A 15,510-nucleotide genomic window follows, 5' to 3' on the forward strand; every position below is an offset into this window, starting at 1 on the left:
CAGTCTGACACCCAATCGGATCTTCTATTTAGCGATCACGACCACAGCAGATTGGTCGGCACCCAGCACACTGGGTGCTAATGCCCCTAATCCGTGTACTTCGAGTTGGCCAGTGGCTACGCCTGCCCTATCCAGATAAGCCCTCACCTGTTCAACTAAGCGCATTGATTCCTGTTCAGCAATTCCTTGATCACTGCCCTGCTGATGACCGACCAATCGAATGGGCAAACTGTTTTGCTTTAGATGATCAGCTAACAGCTTAAGGGTTGGCTCTTCGATGTTGGGTAGTTTAACCCAGCCACGATCTTCTAGTAGCACCAACCAAGGCACCGCCTGTTCCGCTTCAGTGATCTGATCGAGGTGAAGATAGACACGTCGGTTACCCCGCCTTACCGCGTAAGCCGCAAGGTATTGGTCGCCCAGCTTGGCAGCAAAATAGCGTTGGTAGTCATCACGACCATAGAGATCGGCATTATTAAATAGGTCATTCGCCCAGATATTACTGGTTCCGCAATCTCTACCATCACACTCAAACAGGATCTCACCTTTTTGGGTGATTACTTGATCACGAAGCACCTGCAGCAGTTCATGGGGATCAAATGATTTTGGCATCTCCCAGGTTGAACGCGTGAGTCGGCCCGACAGTTGCTGCTCTTTATCGATGCGAACATCTCGATTGATCTTAACGACAGCGCCTAAAGGAAAGCGATAATCTCGAACGGTTTGCGTGGTCTGTTTATCTAGCTCAGCGGATGGGTCAATAGTGATGCCATTGGGCAGAGGAGCAGCCCCATTCGCAAACGCCATGGAGGAGAATAGAAACAGGGGTAACAGTCGCTGTAACTCTAGCCTAATCATTCAACACACTCGCTCAACCAAAAAACTCATTAAATGCCGCAGCCATCTGTGGCACGACCTCATCCTCTAAGTGTAGATGATGCCCACCCGGCATCCATATAAATTCAATATTTTTTACGAAGGGTAAGCGTGCTTGGGTCAGCTCCTGACTCAAACCTGACTGACCCGCAATCACCAAAACGGGCGACTCTATCCGAGCAAGAGTAGTACGAACCTGCTCTTCTGTTAAACGCACTGAAGAGCGCAATTTGAGTCTGGGATCCACTCGTATTCTGAGCTCTCCATTGGGCAGTTGTTCACTACTGCGCACCACTAAGCGCTCAGCCGCATCCACTGGCACAGGGAAGCGACCCGTTGCTCTTAACTTGGTCAGCAATGCTTTGGATTTAGCAGAAGCCTGTTTTTGAATCGACAAGTTATCCGTTATCGACTGGCTTAAATTCTCAGCAAATTGATCGGGGGCGTTTGTAAACGGAGCTAGGTTCTCTATCAAGCCAAGTGTTAACACCTGATCCGGAAATGTCCCGGCGTAGAGAGACGCCACACCAGCACCTAACGAGTGAGCCAGTATTCGAATTGCCCCATCGGGTTGAAGTTGGCGCTTAACCGCATGAAGATCTTCTACATAACCCCAAACAGGATAGCCCGAATCCGCACTGCGCCAATCTGACTGACCATGCCCTGCCATATCGATAGCGACAACACGAAAACCCGCCAAGTGAGGCGCTAATTTGTAGTAACTCTCGGCATTATCTAGCCAACCGTGTAGTGCCAAAATCAACGGTTGGTCATCCTCACCCCACTGCAGTGCAGTAATGGTTCGACTGTGAACGGTAAACCTAATCTCTCTTGGATGAATCATGCTGTTTTCTATCAAATGTAAGCGGTAGGTTCAGGGGTAATGAGTAAACTGAGCAATGGAGCGACCCAGCCCCGCTGCAGGCAGATCACAATCGACCACCTCGATTTGAGCGGGCATAAACCCAACGCCAAAGCGACTTTCACCCTCAACGAGCGAGCTGAATAGACGACCCACCAAGGGCATGTGTGTCACTAATAGAACCCTGCTCTCATCGGGCAGAGATTGCAGATAGTTAAACACGGCTTCAGGCTCACCCTCAGGGGTAATCAGATCAAGAAGCAGAGCCTCCCGATTGGGCAGAAGGTTAGCTAATGTCTGCTGAGTACGCTGATAGGGGCTGACAAAGATGTGGGTCACTTCATCTAAGAAAGGTTGTAGACCTTCAGGGCGATTTTGCAGTGACGCCTCCCCATAAGGGGTTAAGCGACGTGATTCGTCTGGGAAGCCAGGGGCAGCCTCCGCATGACGCATCAATAGGATTCGCATGTTCAGGAACCCGACAGTGTAAACTCAACATCGGCACTGTGGGCACCTTCCATCATCTTACCGATGACCACTTTGACGGGCGCCTGATTAAAGACTACCTCGTAGAGGCCACGCACAAGAGGCATGTAGACATCTTGCTGCTCTGCGTGCTCGCTCACCAACTTCAGTGTATTGACACCCTCAGCGACCTCTCCCAGCTCAGCCACTGCTTGATCCAACGACTTACCCTGCCCCAACGCATAACCAACTCGGTAGTTACGTGACAGAGGTGATAGACAGGTCACGACCAGATCTCCCACACCCGCTAATCCAAGGAAGGTCAATGGATTAGCGCCCATGCTCACCGCAAGACGACTCATCTCTGCTAGAGAGCGCGTGATCAGCATGCTTTTAGTGTTTTCACCCATACCCAACGCAGCACTCATGCCGGACGCAATGGCGTAGATGTTCTTCAAGGTGCCACCGAGCTCCACACCGAAGGTATCAGCGCTGGCATAGACACGGAAATAGCTAGACTGAAGAAGCTCTTGAACCGTCTCTCGAAGATTCTCATCGGTACTGGCAATGACCGTAGCGGTCAGTTCACGCTTGGCGATCTCTTTAGCCAGGTTAGGGCCACTGATCACACCCGATCGATGCGCTGGGCACTCCTGCTCCATGATTTGACTCATCAGACTGAAGCTAACAGCTTCGATGCCTTTGGTCGTGCTAACGATCAATTGTTCATCGTTGAGGTAGGGTTTAGCTTGATTCAGAACCGCTCGAAAGCCACTGCTTGGAATCGCAATAAAGACAACCTGAGCGTCTTTTAATGCGGACTCGATATCATCAGTCGCAACCAAGGAGTCGGCTAATGGGTAGTTGGGCACATAGCGATCGTTACAACGCTGCTGGTTAATATCATTAGCCAGTTCAGCTCGACGTACCCACAAGGAGGTCGGGATACCTTTTTCAGCCGTCATATTGGCGATGACGGTACCGAAACTCCCACCGCCTAACACGGCAACCTTAGTCACTGTCTGCATTACCTTTACCTAACTCAACCTAACCTAAGGAGTCTAAAATTCGTTCAACCAACTTGAACAACATCGCAATCACATACCAAGAGATGATCGCTGCAACGAGAAAGAGGATCAGTTGAACCGGATCTCCACTATTGCTAAAGCCTAGCAAGCCAATCACTGCGAAAAACGCACTGACAATCATGGCCACTATTTTTTGAATACCCGCTAGGCCGTGACGATCACCACTCATTAACTGCGAGACTCCTTATCGTCGTTCTCTTCAGTGATCTCTAAATCTAACTGCTCTTCGCTTGTCTCAGCAGCTGTTTCAAGGGGTAGCACATCAATCTCGCCAGCCGTCTCTTCTGATGAGACTTCCGTTAGGTCGACTGACTCATTTGCTAGAGGCTCTTCCGCCACTGGCGCGTCAACAACGGTTTCAGTTTCAGTCTCTGTCGCTTCCAATTCGGTCGACTCTGTTTCAACAGCCTCTTCCACTACAACACTGTTTGGATCAACCAGCAATTCAGCATCAGGGTGGATACAGTTCAATTTAACACCGGTCATCGACTCAATGTCTGGGATAAGGAACGAATCGTCTTCACAGGCAAAACAGATTGATTCACCGGTAGCGCCTGCACGGCCGGTTCGACCAATACGGTGAACATAGTCATCCGCATCTTCAGGAAGCTGATAGTTCACAACATGGCTCACACCATCAATGTGTATACCGCGACCAGCAACGTCGGTAGCCACTAGGACTTCGATCTTGCCACTGCGGAAACCCTCTAGGGTTTTGATGCGTTTGTTCTGTGGGATCTCACCCGACATCATGGCCGCTTTGACACCGTCTTTCTCTAGACGCTCTGCCAACTTACGCGTCTCATGACGACGGTTACAGAATACGATCGCTTTCTCGACGCCATTGATACGTAAGTAGTTACGCAGCAAGTTGTACTTCTCATCACTGGAGACAAGAAATACCGTTTGAGAAACGTTATCCGTAGTTTGATGCTCTGATTCGATCTCAATCGTGACCGGATCACGCGTCCACTGCGCCGCCAAACGCATAATCTCATCGGTAAAGGTCGCACTGTAGAGCAGCGTTTGACGCTCAGCGCCCTTACGCGGTGTTGAACGAATGATGGTACGTACATCTGGGATGAAGCCCATGCTCAACATACGATCAGCCTCATCCAGCACCAACACCTCTACGTTGTAGAGATCAATATCCTGATTTCTGACGAAGTCGATTAAGCGACCCGGTGTCGCGACCAAAATATCGACAGGCGCTTTGGCGAGTGCTGCGCGCTGCACGTCATAATCCATGCCACCTACCAGCGAGACGATGCTTAAACCGGTGTATTTACATAGACCTTCAGCATCGGCTGCAATTTGCAGAGCCAACTCTCGTGTCGGTGCAATAATCAATGCACGGGGTTCACCCTTGCGCGGTTCAACATCCAACTTGAAGTCGAGAAGATCGGTAATGATCCCGATTAGAAAAGCCGCAGTTTTACCGGTACCGGTCTGAGCCTTACCAATGATGTCACGGCCTTGCAGTGCAGGCTTAATCGTTGCCGCTTGAATCGGAGTTGCGTACTCAAAGCCAAGTTCATGAATACCACGCATCAATGAATCTGGCAGGTAGAAATCGTGGAAACGATCCTTACCCTCTTGAGGCTCTACAACAAACTGATCAAGGTTCCACTCTTGTGAGCGACGAGGTTTGTCGTCACGGCTTTTGCGGGGACGACGACGCTGGGTGCGACGGCGCTTATCATTTGAATCTTGGTTATCTTGTTGCTGTTCTGGGTTGGTATCTGTAGTCAAAACCGGGATCTCTCAATCAATAGATCATTCAAAATGGCGCGCAAAAGGAGGAAGCGCATCGATCAACTGCTGTCCATAACGACGTGTCACGACACGCCTATCAAGTAAAACAACACGACCGGAATCATTCTCCGTACGCAGTAATCTGCCTGCCGCTTGAGTTAGTTTGATAGAGGCTGCGGGTACACTTATCTCCATGAAAGGGTTACCACCGCGGGCTTCTATCCACTCAGCCAAGGTCGCATCCACAGGATCATCTGGAACACTAAAAGGCAACTTGGTAATGATAACATCTTTTAGGTAGTGACCGGGTAGATCTACACCCTCTGCAAACGACGCCAAACCAAAAATAACACTGGGTTCGTCACGATCAATTCTTGCTTTGTGCTCTACCAGCATCGCTTGCTTACTGAGCTCACCTTGAACGGTTAACCGTGACAGCAGCTTGGTATCGATTAACTCCTCGACTCGACGCATTTGGCGCCAAGAGGTAAACAGAACCAATACAGAGGTTAAATTGGGTAACTCTCGGTTAAGCCAATCAGCAACCTCTTCGGTATGAAGATCCGCTTTTGAAGGATCGAACTTCATTTTCGGGACATGCAAAACGGCCTTATTGGCGTAGTCAAAAGGACTAGGCATTCGCAGTGCTGGCGTATCCAAAGGGAGACCCAATTGAGTAAAGAGGGAATCAAACCGCCCAAGGGCCGTTAGCGTTGCTGAGGTTAAAACCGCACCGTAACACTGATCCCAGAGCAGATCTTGAAGATGGTTTTGAGCGGAGACAGGGGCGCTGTGAAGTTCAATATCGCGACCCGCTTCAGACTCATGACGAACCAACCACCTTGCAACTTTATCCTCTTCATTTTCAATATCTTGCGAAAAACTTCTACACAGCCACATCATCTTCTGGACACGGCTAAACTGGGTACTTAGCGGTGGCAACCAGCGCTCCCCTACACCCTTATCGAGTGCAGACTCTTCATCTTCCATCGCCCCTTTAAGGGCATTAATAATCTTCTCTAACTGAGGATCAACCTGTGATAAAAACTGAGCCAATTCACGTGTCAGGCTAGCCAAACTGTCGGGTACCCTGCCTTGCGGGTAGCGCAACCTGCGCTCATCCACCGGGAGTGGCAAAAACTGTTCAGAGACTAGATCGTCCAGACGCTGCAAATGCCCCTGAACCACATTGAGACTGGATTGAATACGACTGATTGGATCTTGCAAAACCAATGCAGAATCCGCTTCATCCAACAGCCCTTTTAACTGACGCTCCAGGGTTTTGAAGGCCTTTTCACTCGCTTTAACTCGCATAGAGAGCGCGAAGTGGTTAGTCGCCTTATCACCCAGATGATGCGCCTCATCAAATATGTAGATTGAATCGGCCGGTTCAGGAAGAATCGCACCACCGCCTAACGCCAAGTCAGCCAGTACAAGATCGTGGTTGACCACCAAGAGATCGGTTGTCTCAATATCGGCCCTAGCACGATAAAACGGACAGGCGTTGAAATGCGCACAGCGACGATTGGTACACTGCATATGGTCTGAGGTAAGCGGCATCCAGGTCTCATCATCCAGGTTGCGCTCTAGCTCATCACGATCACCCTTCCAACGACCACTGGCAAACTCATCCAACAGGCCGCTGTACTCTTTGATCTGTTCAGGCCCCAACACTTGGGCCAACTCATCTTCAAACAGGGCTGACTGTGAAAGATCCTGCTGATTACTAAGAAGAGACTCTAATCGGCTAACACAGAGGTAGCGCCGACGCCCTTTGGCAATTTCGTACTTAAATTCAATACCAGCGTGCTCAGCCAACTCAGGAAGATCTTTCAATAAGAGCTGTTCCTGAAGTGCAACGGTAGCAGTGGAAATGATCAGCGTTTTACCTTTAGCCTGCGCTATTGGAAGTGCGGCCAGCAGGTAAGCAATGGTTTTACCGGTGCCCGTTCCAGCCTCTACGGCGACCAGATGATTTTCACCCAGACGCTGACCCGCATCGTCCGACAAGATACCACCCAACTGCCGTGCGACCGCTGCAATCATATGCTTTTGTGCATAACGAGCCTTTAAATCGCGAGCATTTAGAAATGCGCGATAAGCTGTCTGTATGGTGGTTTGGGTCTCTTTGTTAAGCACATCGCCTCCGAATTAGTTGGCCATCATACAAAAATACTGGATATACAAACAGAAAAAACTTGACGACATTTAAAATACTGTATAAAAATACAAATACTGAATAAACAGACAGTCATTTAAATTCCAATCAGTACTGTCATAGGGGGCGTTTATGAAGCTTACAAATCGTCAAGAAGAGGTGCTTGATTGCATCCGTCGCCATATTGATGAAACAGGATTTCCACCTACACGCGTCGATATTGCTCGCGATCTAGGGTTTAAATCTGCCAATGCAGCAGAGGAGCACCTAAAGGCCTTAGCACGTAAAGGGGCCATTGAGATGATCCCTGGCACCTCTCGCGGTATCCGTATCGTCGGTGAAGAGGAGGAGCAAGAGGGCCTAGCGATCATCGGTCAAGTTGCCGCAGGTGAACCCATCCTCGCAGAACAACACATCGATGATTACTGCACCATCAGTTCAGACTTCTTTCGCCCAAGAGCAGACTACCTACTCCGTGTCCGCGGCATGAGTATGAAAGACATCGGCATTATGGATGGTGATCTTTTAGCAGTTCACCAAACACGTGAAGCACGTGAGGGTCAGATAGTCGTTGCTCGTGTCGGTGAAGATGTCACGGTAAAACGATTCCACCGCGATGGTCACATGGTCTACTTGATAGCAGAGAACGAAGAGTTCGACCCGATTAAAGTTGATCTTCGTGAAGAGCAGTTAACCATCGAAGGCTTGGGTGTTGGCGTAATTCGTCAACAGAATGACTTTTAAAGGTAATCACCATGATTGCTTACAATCAATTTGCACAGAATGATGCGGGTCTTAAACCACTGGTTTTGACTGAGCTGGTTCAGCACACCTCACAGGTAAATCTGAACACCATGCTTCTGCCGATGCTTGCCGCATTAAGTCAAAAAGAGAGCTGGCTGGTTATGTTAGAGCCGCCAAAATCTTTGACTAAGCAGGTGCTGGCGGATGCAGGTGTCGACCTCAAAAAAGTGTGGATACTTCGTCGTGATAAGCGCCATGGTTTAGACAAACTTGCTCAGCGCGCACTGCAAGCGGGAACCTGTCACACACTGATCTGCTGGCACAATGACCCTGCCGATGACGCGTTAGTCAGCCAACTGAAACGCACTCAGATCTCTAGCGAAACAGAGTGTCTATTGGTACGTAAAAAAATTTAGCCTCCCCCTTTGCTGCGTTGTAGCAAAGACCCCCATAGCCGCTCTTTGAGCGGCTTTTTTATTTAGCTTGAATCAGACCCTGAACCATCATAGGCTCAATAGAGGAGTACCACTTACAAGGAGAATAGTGTGGGATCGCACAAGCCAAATCAGCAGCCGTATCAGTTAACCGACTTCCCTATCCAAACATTTGATAAGATCCGTTATGCCGATACCGATCGTCAGGGCCACGTGAACAATGCCGCATTCAGTACCTACCTAGAGACAGGCCGTGTCGAATTTCTCTACGATCCAAAAGACCCACTCGCCAATGACAATTGCGAATTTGTCATTGCCAGTCTGCATTTGAACTTTCTAGGTGAGATCACTTGGCCAGGACGTCTGGATATTGGCACCGGTGTAACTCGCGTGGGTACCAGCTCATTTGGACTCTACCAGGTGCTATTCCAAGATGATGTCTGTGTCGCGACGGCAGAGACGACCATTGTTCAGATGGATGTGAGCAGTCGCAAATCAGCCCCTCTTGGTGATGCAACAGGACACTATCTAAATGATCATCTTTTTGTGAAGGGTGTTGAAACGAAAGGAATGAACTGAGTTTACCACTCTTGCGCGTTAGAGCGATGTCTTAGGATCATCGCTCGTAACTGCTCAAACCACCCCTGCAACTCAGTCTCCAGTTGCTCCTCAAGGCTCGATTCTTTGGCCAAATCTATAATTGCTATGTCAGATTGGCTAGCGCTCTCTTGCGAGGGAGGTAGGGGTTTATGAATAGCTTTGATGGCACTGATCAACTTAGACAACCAACTACCGGAATCCTGACAGAGCAGCTCCATCTCATCCAACTCACTGGAATGGATTCCCTGTTGCTTAAAAGCCTTGCTCAATTCAGAGGGTGTCGACTGGGTCAGCAGGACACGCTCACGTTCAGCCAACTCATTAAGATAGGCTTTATAGGCGCTGTCTAAATGAAACAGCGCAGCCTCTTGCAGGCCACGAAGCTTCATACGATTGGTCGATTCACCGGTCAACTCAGTGTTGATACCCACCAGCGCGTATTGTGCAAACGCGAGTGTTTGATTCACACGCTGGGAGTATAGGTCAGCCATTAACGCTTCTTAGCTTTGGCTGCTTCAATTTGCCACATACCATTGGTGAAGTAAGCTCTCCAACCAGTCGCCTTACCGTCAACTTCCGTCATAAGGTACTGCTCTTTGGTTTTGCGGCTGTAACGTATTTGAGCGGGGTTACCCTGCTCATCTTGCTGAGGTCCTTCCATTAAGAAGTGATATTTAGGGTCAATCGCATTTTTATGTGGAATCAACTCTTTGACCAGAGGTGCACGGGTCTCACGATTACGTGGGAATTGGCTTGCTGCCAGGAATAGACCACTGGCTCCATCACGCAGGATGTAGGTATCGTCAACCTTCTGACACTTAAGCTCCGGCATCGGAACTGGATCCATCTTAGGCGGAGCCACTTCACCATTCTTGAGCAGCTTACGTGTGTTTTTACACTCTGTGTTGGTACAACCAAAGAACTTACCGAAACGGCCCGTTTTAAGGTGCATCTCAGCGCTACACTTATCACACTCGACTACAGGGCCTTCATAGCCCTTGATACGGTAGTTACCCTCTTCGACCTCAAAGCCGTCACAATCTGGGTTGTTACCACAGATGTGTAACTTGCGCTTCTCATCGATCAAGTAGGAGTCCATAGAGGAGCCACATTTACCACAACGGTGCTTCTCTAGAAGCAGACGTGACTCTGCCTCATCGTCTGCATCCACTGCGACAACCTCATCACCAGGAATCAGGTTGATGGTCGTTTTACAACGCTCTTTAGGTGGCAAAGCATAACCAGAGCAACCCAAGAAGACGCCCGTCGTTGCCGTACGAATCATCATTGGGCGCTGACATGCTGGACAGCTGATATCGGTCTCGGTTGGATCATTGGCACGCATGCCACCATCCGCTGATTGAGCCGCTTCCAGTTCGCCTTCGAACTGTGTGTAGAAGTTGTTAAGAAGATCCTTCCAGTTGATGTCACCATCTGCCACATCATCCAGCTTCTCTTCCATACGCGCGGTAAAGCTGAAGTCCATAAGGTCTGGGAAACTTTCAGCCAGACGATCCGTAACGATATCGCCCATTTTTTGTGCATAGAAGCGACGGTTTTGAACTTCGACGTAACCACGATCTTGAATTGTCGAGATAATCGCTGCGTAGGTGGACGGACGACCAATACCGCGCTTCTCAAGCTCTTTAACCAAACTCGCTTCTGTGTAGCGCGGTGCCGGTTTCGTAAAGTGCTGGCTAGGGTCCAAGGCTTTAAGTGTTAGTGATTCACCCACCTGCATGTCAGGTAGGATCTGATCTTCATCCGATTTACCGCGGAAGTTCATCACACGGGTGTAACCGTCGAACTGCAAGACACGACCCTTAGTGGTCAGCTCATAGGCACCCGCTTTCACTGTGACACGGGTACTTAGGTAACGAGCGGGTGTCATTTGACAGGCTAGGAATTGGTTACGAATCAGGTCGTAGAGTCGAACTGCGTCGGCATCGACACCGTTCAATGAGTCAGAGGTAACATTGACATCAGATGGACGGATCGCCTCGTGCGCCTCTTGTGCGCCCTCTTTAGAGCTATAACGAATCGGCTGAGGTGGCAGGTATTCACCACCAAACTGAGAACCAATAAACTCTCGTGCCGCTTCAACCGCCTCGTTACTCAAGTTGGTCGAGTCGGTACGCATGTAGGTAATGTAACCCGCTTCATAGAGACGCTGAGCGAGCATCATGGTCTTCTTAACACCGAAGCCTAGACGGGTGCTGGCGGCCTGTTGCAAGGTAGAGGTGATAAACGGCGCAGAGGGCTTGCTACTGGTTGGACGATCTTCACGATTAACAACCTCATAAGAGGCACTTTGCAGCGCTTTGACTGCAGCCATCGCCTGATCTTCATTGGTCGGTTTAAATGCCGCACCGGCCTGTTTAACGACCTCTAGACGAACCGCCTTATCACCTTGGGTCTGCGCATCCGCATGCAACTCCCAATACTCATCGGGAATAAAGGCACGAATTTCACGTTCACGCTCAACGACCAGGCGTACTGCAACGGATTGAACACGACCCGCCGACAGACCACGAGCGACCTTCTCCCAAAGAAGTGGAGAGACCATATAACCAACAACGCGGTCAAGAAAACGGCGCGCTTGCTGCGCATTAACGCGGTTTAGGTCTAGATCGCTCGGTTTTTCGAACGCTTCATTGATCGCTTTCTTGGTAATCTCGTTAAAGACAACACGACGGTAGCGTGAATCGTCACCGCCAATCGCTTCGCGAAGGTGCCATGCAATGGCCTCCCCTTCACGGTCCAAATCGGTTGCGAGATAGATCTGATCAGCGCTCTTAGCTAGTTTGCGCAGTTCATCAACGACCTTCTCTTTACCGGGAAGGATCTCATAATGAGCTGCCCAATCCTTGTTGGGATCAATCCCCATACGGGCAATAAGCTGCTCTTTCTGTTTGCGCTTTTTATGCTCAACCTTCTGCTCTGGCGAGAGTTTGCGTGTCAAAGCAGCCTGTTTAGCGCGCTCTTTAGGATCAGACTTCTGGGCACTACCACTGGTCGGCAGATCACGGATGTGACCAACACTGGACTTAACCACGTACTGGTTACCAAGATACTTATTGATCGTCTTGGCCTTGGCTGGTGACTCCACAATTACCAGGGTTTTACCCATTTTTATCTACCTATTCAAAACTCTGTCTTTTTTTACAAATACGTGGAAACTGACTTCAGCGTCAAGTGAGCATTGCAAAAAATTTATCGGCGCAACAATACAGCGCTAAAAAATAAATGCAAATAAACGCCTTAATAATAAGTGCTAAGAGAGCTGTTTAGATCAGTGAAAATCGATCAACCTCTTCCCCAGACTCTAAACGCACTTTTTCAACAAACATCTCATAGGGACGCACCCAGAGATCGAAGTTGCCATAGAGTGTTCGATAGACCACCATCAACTCTTCTGTCTCTGAGTGTCTGGCGGTTCCAATCACTTCGTAGTCATTGCCTTTATAGTGTCTGTAAATCCCTGGGGTTAACTCGCCGCTCATTAAATCATCTCCGTTAACAGTTGATTGGCCTTTTCACCTAGCTCATCCAGTGCGCCAGCCCGCTCGGGTTCGCGCCAATAGAGCGTCAGGTGAATGGCGGTTGATTCAACCGCAACGACCTCTTCAGGCAACTGATCAAGCCAATCACTGAGCGCTTTCAGCTTAGTAGGACTCAAAGATCTTTCACCCTTTGCCCAGGACCAGCCCTCAGGAAGGCCATCAGCGGCCATGGCGTCGACTCGAGCCACCATCCACTCAACCCACTGCTCTTTTGCTGATCGATCCAATTTGCCACGCAGCATACGGTAAGCCGCCATGTTGATAATTTCTGACTCCATCTCGCCCTTGGCTCTGGGTATCTCTAGACGCGATAGCTGCACCTGAAAACCGAGCTTGCGTGCCTCTAGTCTGAGCTTAGATTGGAAGCGCTGACGAGGACTTGGCATGACCCACATCATAGAACCGATCAAAGAGAGCATGATCAGAACAATAATTGCCCACTTCATATGTTAAAAACCTTCTTGTCTGCTATTAATAGTAGTAGGGACTAAACAGGGAGAATCACCATGAGTCACTACAATCGTATTCTTGTTGCCATCGACCTTTCTGAAGAGTCTGGTGTTGTGCTTGAAAGAGCCAAACTGCTAGCCGAACAGAATCAAGCTGAGCTCAATCTGATTCATGTGGTCGAGATTGTCAGCTACGCCTATGGCGGTGAGATCCCTGTCGACATTGCCGACATCCAAACTCAAATTGAGAACCACGCCGAGTCTAAACTGAGCGCCCTTGCCACCAGCCTTGGCTACCCTGTTAATAAAGCGATTGTCGCAACGGGCAACACGGGTTCAGAGATTCATGCCGTCGCGAAAGATCTTAAAACGGATCTCATCGTGATTGGCTCTCACGGTCGCCATGGTCTATCGCTGTTACTTGGGTCCACCTCCAATGGCGTTCTGCACGGCGCAGAGTGCGATATTCTGGCCGTACGATTGGGGCATTAACCCTCAGCCATCGCCTCTAACTCCATCCAGCGCTCCATCTGCGTCTCCAGCTGGGCTTCTAGAGTGCTTAACTTTTCAAGTTCAGCGGTGACCTCTTCATGAGGTCGCTGATAAAAGTCCGCTGAACCACAAACGGCCTGCTGCGCTTCAACGGCCGCTTCAGTCTGCTCCATCTGTTCTGGAAGCATGTCCAACTCTCGCTGCAGTTTATAGGAGAGTTTAACGGGCTTTTTAGCCTCTGCAGCTTCCTTTTTACCCGGTTTAGCTGGCTCAGATTTTGGTACAACACTCTGAGTCACTACATTTTTAGGTCGCTGACGTAACCAGTCGTTGTAACCGCCCACATATTCACGAATGACACCCTCACCCTCAAACGCAAGCGTGCTGGTGACGATGTTATCGAGGAATTGACGATCATGGCTCACCAACAAAAGAGTCCCTTGATAGTCGAGCAGAATCTCTTCGAGCAGCTCCAGTGTCTCGACATCCAAGTCATTGGTCGGCTCATCGAGCACCAACAGGTTCGAGGGCTGACTGAACAACTTAGCCAACATCACGCGGTTAGTCTCGCCGCCGGACAGGGCTTTAACCGGTGTGCGCGCACGCTCTGGTGTGAACAGGAAATCTTGAAGATAACTGATGATATGACGTGATCGACCGTTAATATCGATACTTTCACGACCGCCTGAGACGTTATCGATGATGCTCTTCTCGGGGTCCACTTGGCCACGCAGCTGATCGAAATAACCCACCACCAGTTGGCTACCAAGGCGCACATCCCCCTGATCCGGAGCCTGCTCCCCTAAAATCAACTTAAGCAGCGAACTCTTACCAATACCGTTCGGACCAATCAGACCGATGCGATCGCCTCGCTGAATACGCACTGACAGATCCTTAACGACTGGCTGTCCCGCATAACTCAGCGAGACATTCTGCAGCTCGGCCACCAACTTACCCGAGCGAACCGCCTCTTCCACATCGAACTTGGCTTTACCCTGACGTTCACGGCGTTCGGATCGCTCAACACGCAGCTGCTTCAGAGCACGAACACGTCCCTCGTTACGGGTACGACGAGCTTTGATACCTTGACGTATCCACGCCTCTTCCTGCGCCAATTTTTTATCAAACAGAGCAGCCTGCTTGGCCTCCTCCTCGAGCAATTTCTCTTTTTGCGTAAGGTAGGTTGCATAACTGCCTGGAAAGTCGACCAACTGACCTCGGTCTAACTCAATAATACGGGTTGCTAAACGCTCGACTAGAGCACGGTCGTGCGAGATAAATAGAAGCCCGCCTTTGTAAGCGGCTAATACCTCTTCTAACCACTCGATGGTCTCAATATCCAAGTGGTTGGTTGGCTCATCCAGCAGCAACAGATCAGGGCTTTGAACCAGTGCAGCCCCTAAGGCAGCTCGACGGCGCCAGCCACCTGAGAGTTCAGACATCAGCTTTTCGCCAGGTAGCTGAAGTTGACTAAGAATGCGATCCACACGCGTCTCAAGTGACCAAGCATCACGGGCTTCCAGATCATGCTGAAGACGCTCCAACTCATCGAGCGAAGCATTACTGTTAGCCAGTAATGTCTCGTAGCGATCTCGCAACTCAACCAGATCAGCCAAACCTGCTTCTACAACACTGCGAACCGATCGTTCATCGGCCGCGGGTAGGCTCTGTGGTAACTGAGCAATTCGAGCGGTTGGGCTGCGCCAAATGACACCGCTATCAACGTCCATTTCACCCGAAACGATTTTTAGTAGGGTTGATTTACCCGTACCGTTAATACCGACCAGCGCTACTCGCTCACCCGCCTCAATTTGCAGGTTTGCGTTGTCTAAAATTGCTCGGGTACCAAAGGCCAGAGAGACCTGATCAAATCGAATAAATGCCATGTGAGTCGCTTAATTGTAAAACTGGTCGCGTAGTTTAACTCAGTTGCTAAAAATTAACCTGACAAGGGGTGAAATTTTTGCAGATTTAAACCATAGTTAGTGCAGAGACTTATTTGAGTGCGAGCTTTGTTAACAACG

Annotated in this window: 15 protein-coding genes and 1 pseudogene; 4 read left to right on the plus strand and 12 right to left on the minus strand. The window is 49.7% G+C overall.

Going from position 1 to position 15,510, the window contains the following annotated elements:
* Positions 1–24 precede the first annotated feature (24 nt).
* The 7 genes and pseudogenes from XMM312_RS06700 to dinG form a co-directional block, all read right to left on the minus strand.
* On the minus strand, positions 25–858 hold the full coding sequence (locus tag XMM312_RS06700; RefSeq protein ID WP_173488927.1) for a DUF4892 domain-containing protein: 834 nt from the start codon (positions 856–858) through the stop codon (positions 25–27).
* Between the two features lie 13 nt (positions 859–871).
* Positions 872–1,720, minus strand: a complete 849-nt coding sequence (locus XMM312_RS06705) for an alpha/beta fold hydrolase (RefSeq protein WP_173488928.1) — start codon at positions 1,718–1,720, stop codon at positions 872–874.
* Between the two features lie 30 nt (positions 1,721–1,750).
* Entirely contained in the window at positions 1,751–2,206 is a 456-nt protein-coding gene (locus tag XMM312_RS06710; protein ID WP_173488929.1) for a histidine phosphatase family protein, read from the minus strand.
* 2 nt (positions 2,207–2,208) lie between these two features.
* Positions 2,209–3,231: an NAD(P)H-dependent glycerol-3-phosphate dehydrogenase gene (locus XMM312_RS06715; RefSeq protein WP_173480812.1), complete on the minus strand. Its 1,023-nt coding sequence runs from the start codon at positions 3,229–3,231 to the stop codon at positions 2,209–2,211.
* Between the two features lie 19 nt (positions 3,232–3,250).
* Positions 3,251–3,460, minus strand: a complete 210-nt coding sequence (locus XMM312_RS06720) for a hypothetical protein (protein ID WP_173480811.1) — start codon at positions 3,458–3,460, stop codon at positions 3,251–3,253.
* A 269-nt stretch (positions 3,461–3,729) separates the two neighbouring features.
* A pseudogene (locus XMM312_RS06725) lies at positions 3,730–5,043 on the minus strand (DEAD/DEAH box helicase); the annotation flags it as partial.
* Between the two features lie 24 nt (positions 5,044–5,067).
* Positions 5,068–7,185, minus strand: a complete 2,118-nt coding sequence (gene dinG / locus XMM312_RS06730) for an ATP-dependent DNA helicase DinG (RefSeq protein ID WP_173480809.1) — start codon at positions 7,183–7,185, stop codon at positions 5,068–5,070.
* 151 nt (positions 7,186–7,336) lie between these two features.
* On the opposite strand from dinG, the gene lexA reads away from it, so the two are divergent.
* The 3 genes from lexA to XMM312_RS06745 all read left to right on the plus strand — a co-directional run bounded on the left by lexA (position 7,337) and on the right by XMM312_RS06745 (position 8,961).
* On the plus strand, positions 7,337–7,948 hold the full coding sequence (lexA, locus tag XMM312_RS06735) for a transcriptional repressor LexA (protein ID WP_173480808.1): 612 nt from the start codon (positions 7,337–7,339) through the stop codon (positions 7,946–7,948).
* Between the two features lie 11 nt (positions 7,949–7,959).
* A complete protein-coding gene (locus XMM312_RS06740) occupies positions 7,960–8,364 on the plus strand; it encodes a SulA-like leucine-rich domain-containing protein (RefSeq protein WP_173488931.1) in 405 nt (134 codons plus the stop codon).
* Positions 8,365–8,493: 129 nt separating this feature from the next.
* Entirely contained in the window at positions 8,494–8,961 is a 468-nt protein-coding gene (locus XMM312_RS06745; protein ID WP_173488932.1) for a thioesterase family protein, read from the plus strand.
* Positions 8,962–8,963: 2 nt separating this feature from the next.
* Here XMM312_RS06745 and XMM312_RS06750 read toward each other — a convergent pair whose 3' ends face one another.
* The 4 genes from XMM312_RS06750 to XMM312_RS06765 form a co-directional block, all read right to left on the minus strand.
* On the minus strand, positions 8,964–9,473 hold the full coding sequence (locus XMM312_RS06750) for a DUF6586 family protein (RefSeq protein ID WP_173480805.1): 510 nt from the start codon (positions 9,471–9,473) through the stop codon (positions 8,964–8,966).
* Positions 9,473–12,112, minus strand: a complete 2,640-nt coding sequence (gene topA / locus XMM312_RS06755) for a type I DNA topoisomerase (protein ID WP_173488933.1) — start codon at positions 12,110–12,112, stop codon at positions 9,473–9,475. Before topA ends, XMM312_RS06750 begins: the two co-directional genes overlap by 1 nt.
* 157 nt (positions 12,113–12,269) lie before the next feature.
* Positions 12,270–12,485 carry a DUF1653 domain-containing protein gene (locus XMM312_RS06760; protein ID WP_173480803.1) on the minus strand — a complete coding sequence of 72 codons (216 nt, stop codon included), beginning with the start codon at positions 12,483–12,485 and terminating at the stop codon, positions 12,270–12,272.
* Complete coding sequence (locus tag XMM312_RS06765; protein WP_173480802.1) at positions 12,485–12,991, minus strand: hypothetical protein; 507 nt, start codon at positions 12,989–12,991, stop codon at positions 12,485–12,487. The genes XMM312_RS06760 and XMM312_RS06765 overlap by 1 nt, the downstream gene beginning before the upstream one ends.
* A gap of 60 nt (positions 12,992–13,051) precedes the next feature.
* Between XMM312_RS06765 and XMM312_RS06770 the strand changes: the two genes are divergently transcribed.
* Positions 13,052–13,486, plus strand: coding sequence for a universal stress protein (locus tag XMM312_RS06770; protein ID WP_173480801.1), 435 nt, complete (start codon positions 13,052–13,054; stop codon positions 13,484–13,486).
* Here XMM312_RS06770 and XMM312_RS06775 read toward each other — a convergent pair.
* A complete protein-coding gene (locus tag XMM312_RS06775; protein WP_173480800.1) occupies positions 13,483–15,372 on the minus strand; it encodes an ATP-binding cassette domain-containing protein in 1,890 nt (629 codons plus the stop codon). The two genes, XMM312_RS06770 and XMM312_RS06775, sit on opposite strands and share 4 nt — an antisense overlap.
* Between the last annotated feature and the right edge of the window lie 138 nt (positions 15,373–15,510).

The organism is Marinobacterium sp. xm-m-312, from assembly GCF_013283295.1.
Taxonomy (GTDB): domain Bacteria; phylum Pseudomonadota; class Gammaproteobacteria; order Pseudomonadales; family Balneatricaceae; genus Marinobacterium_E.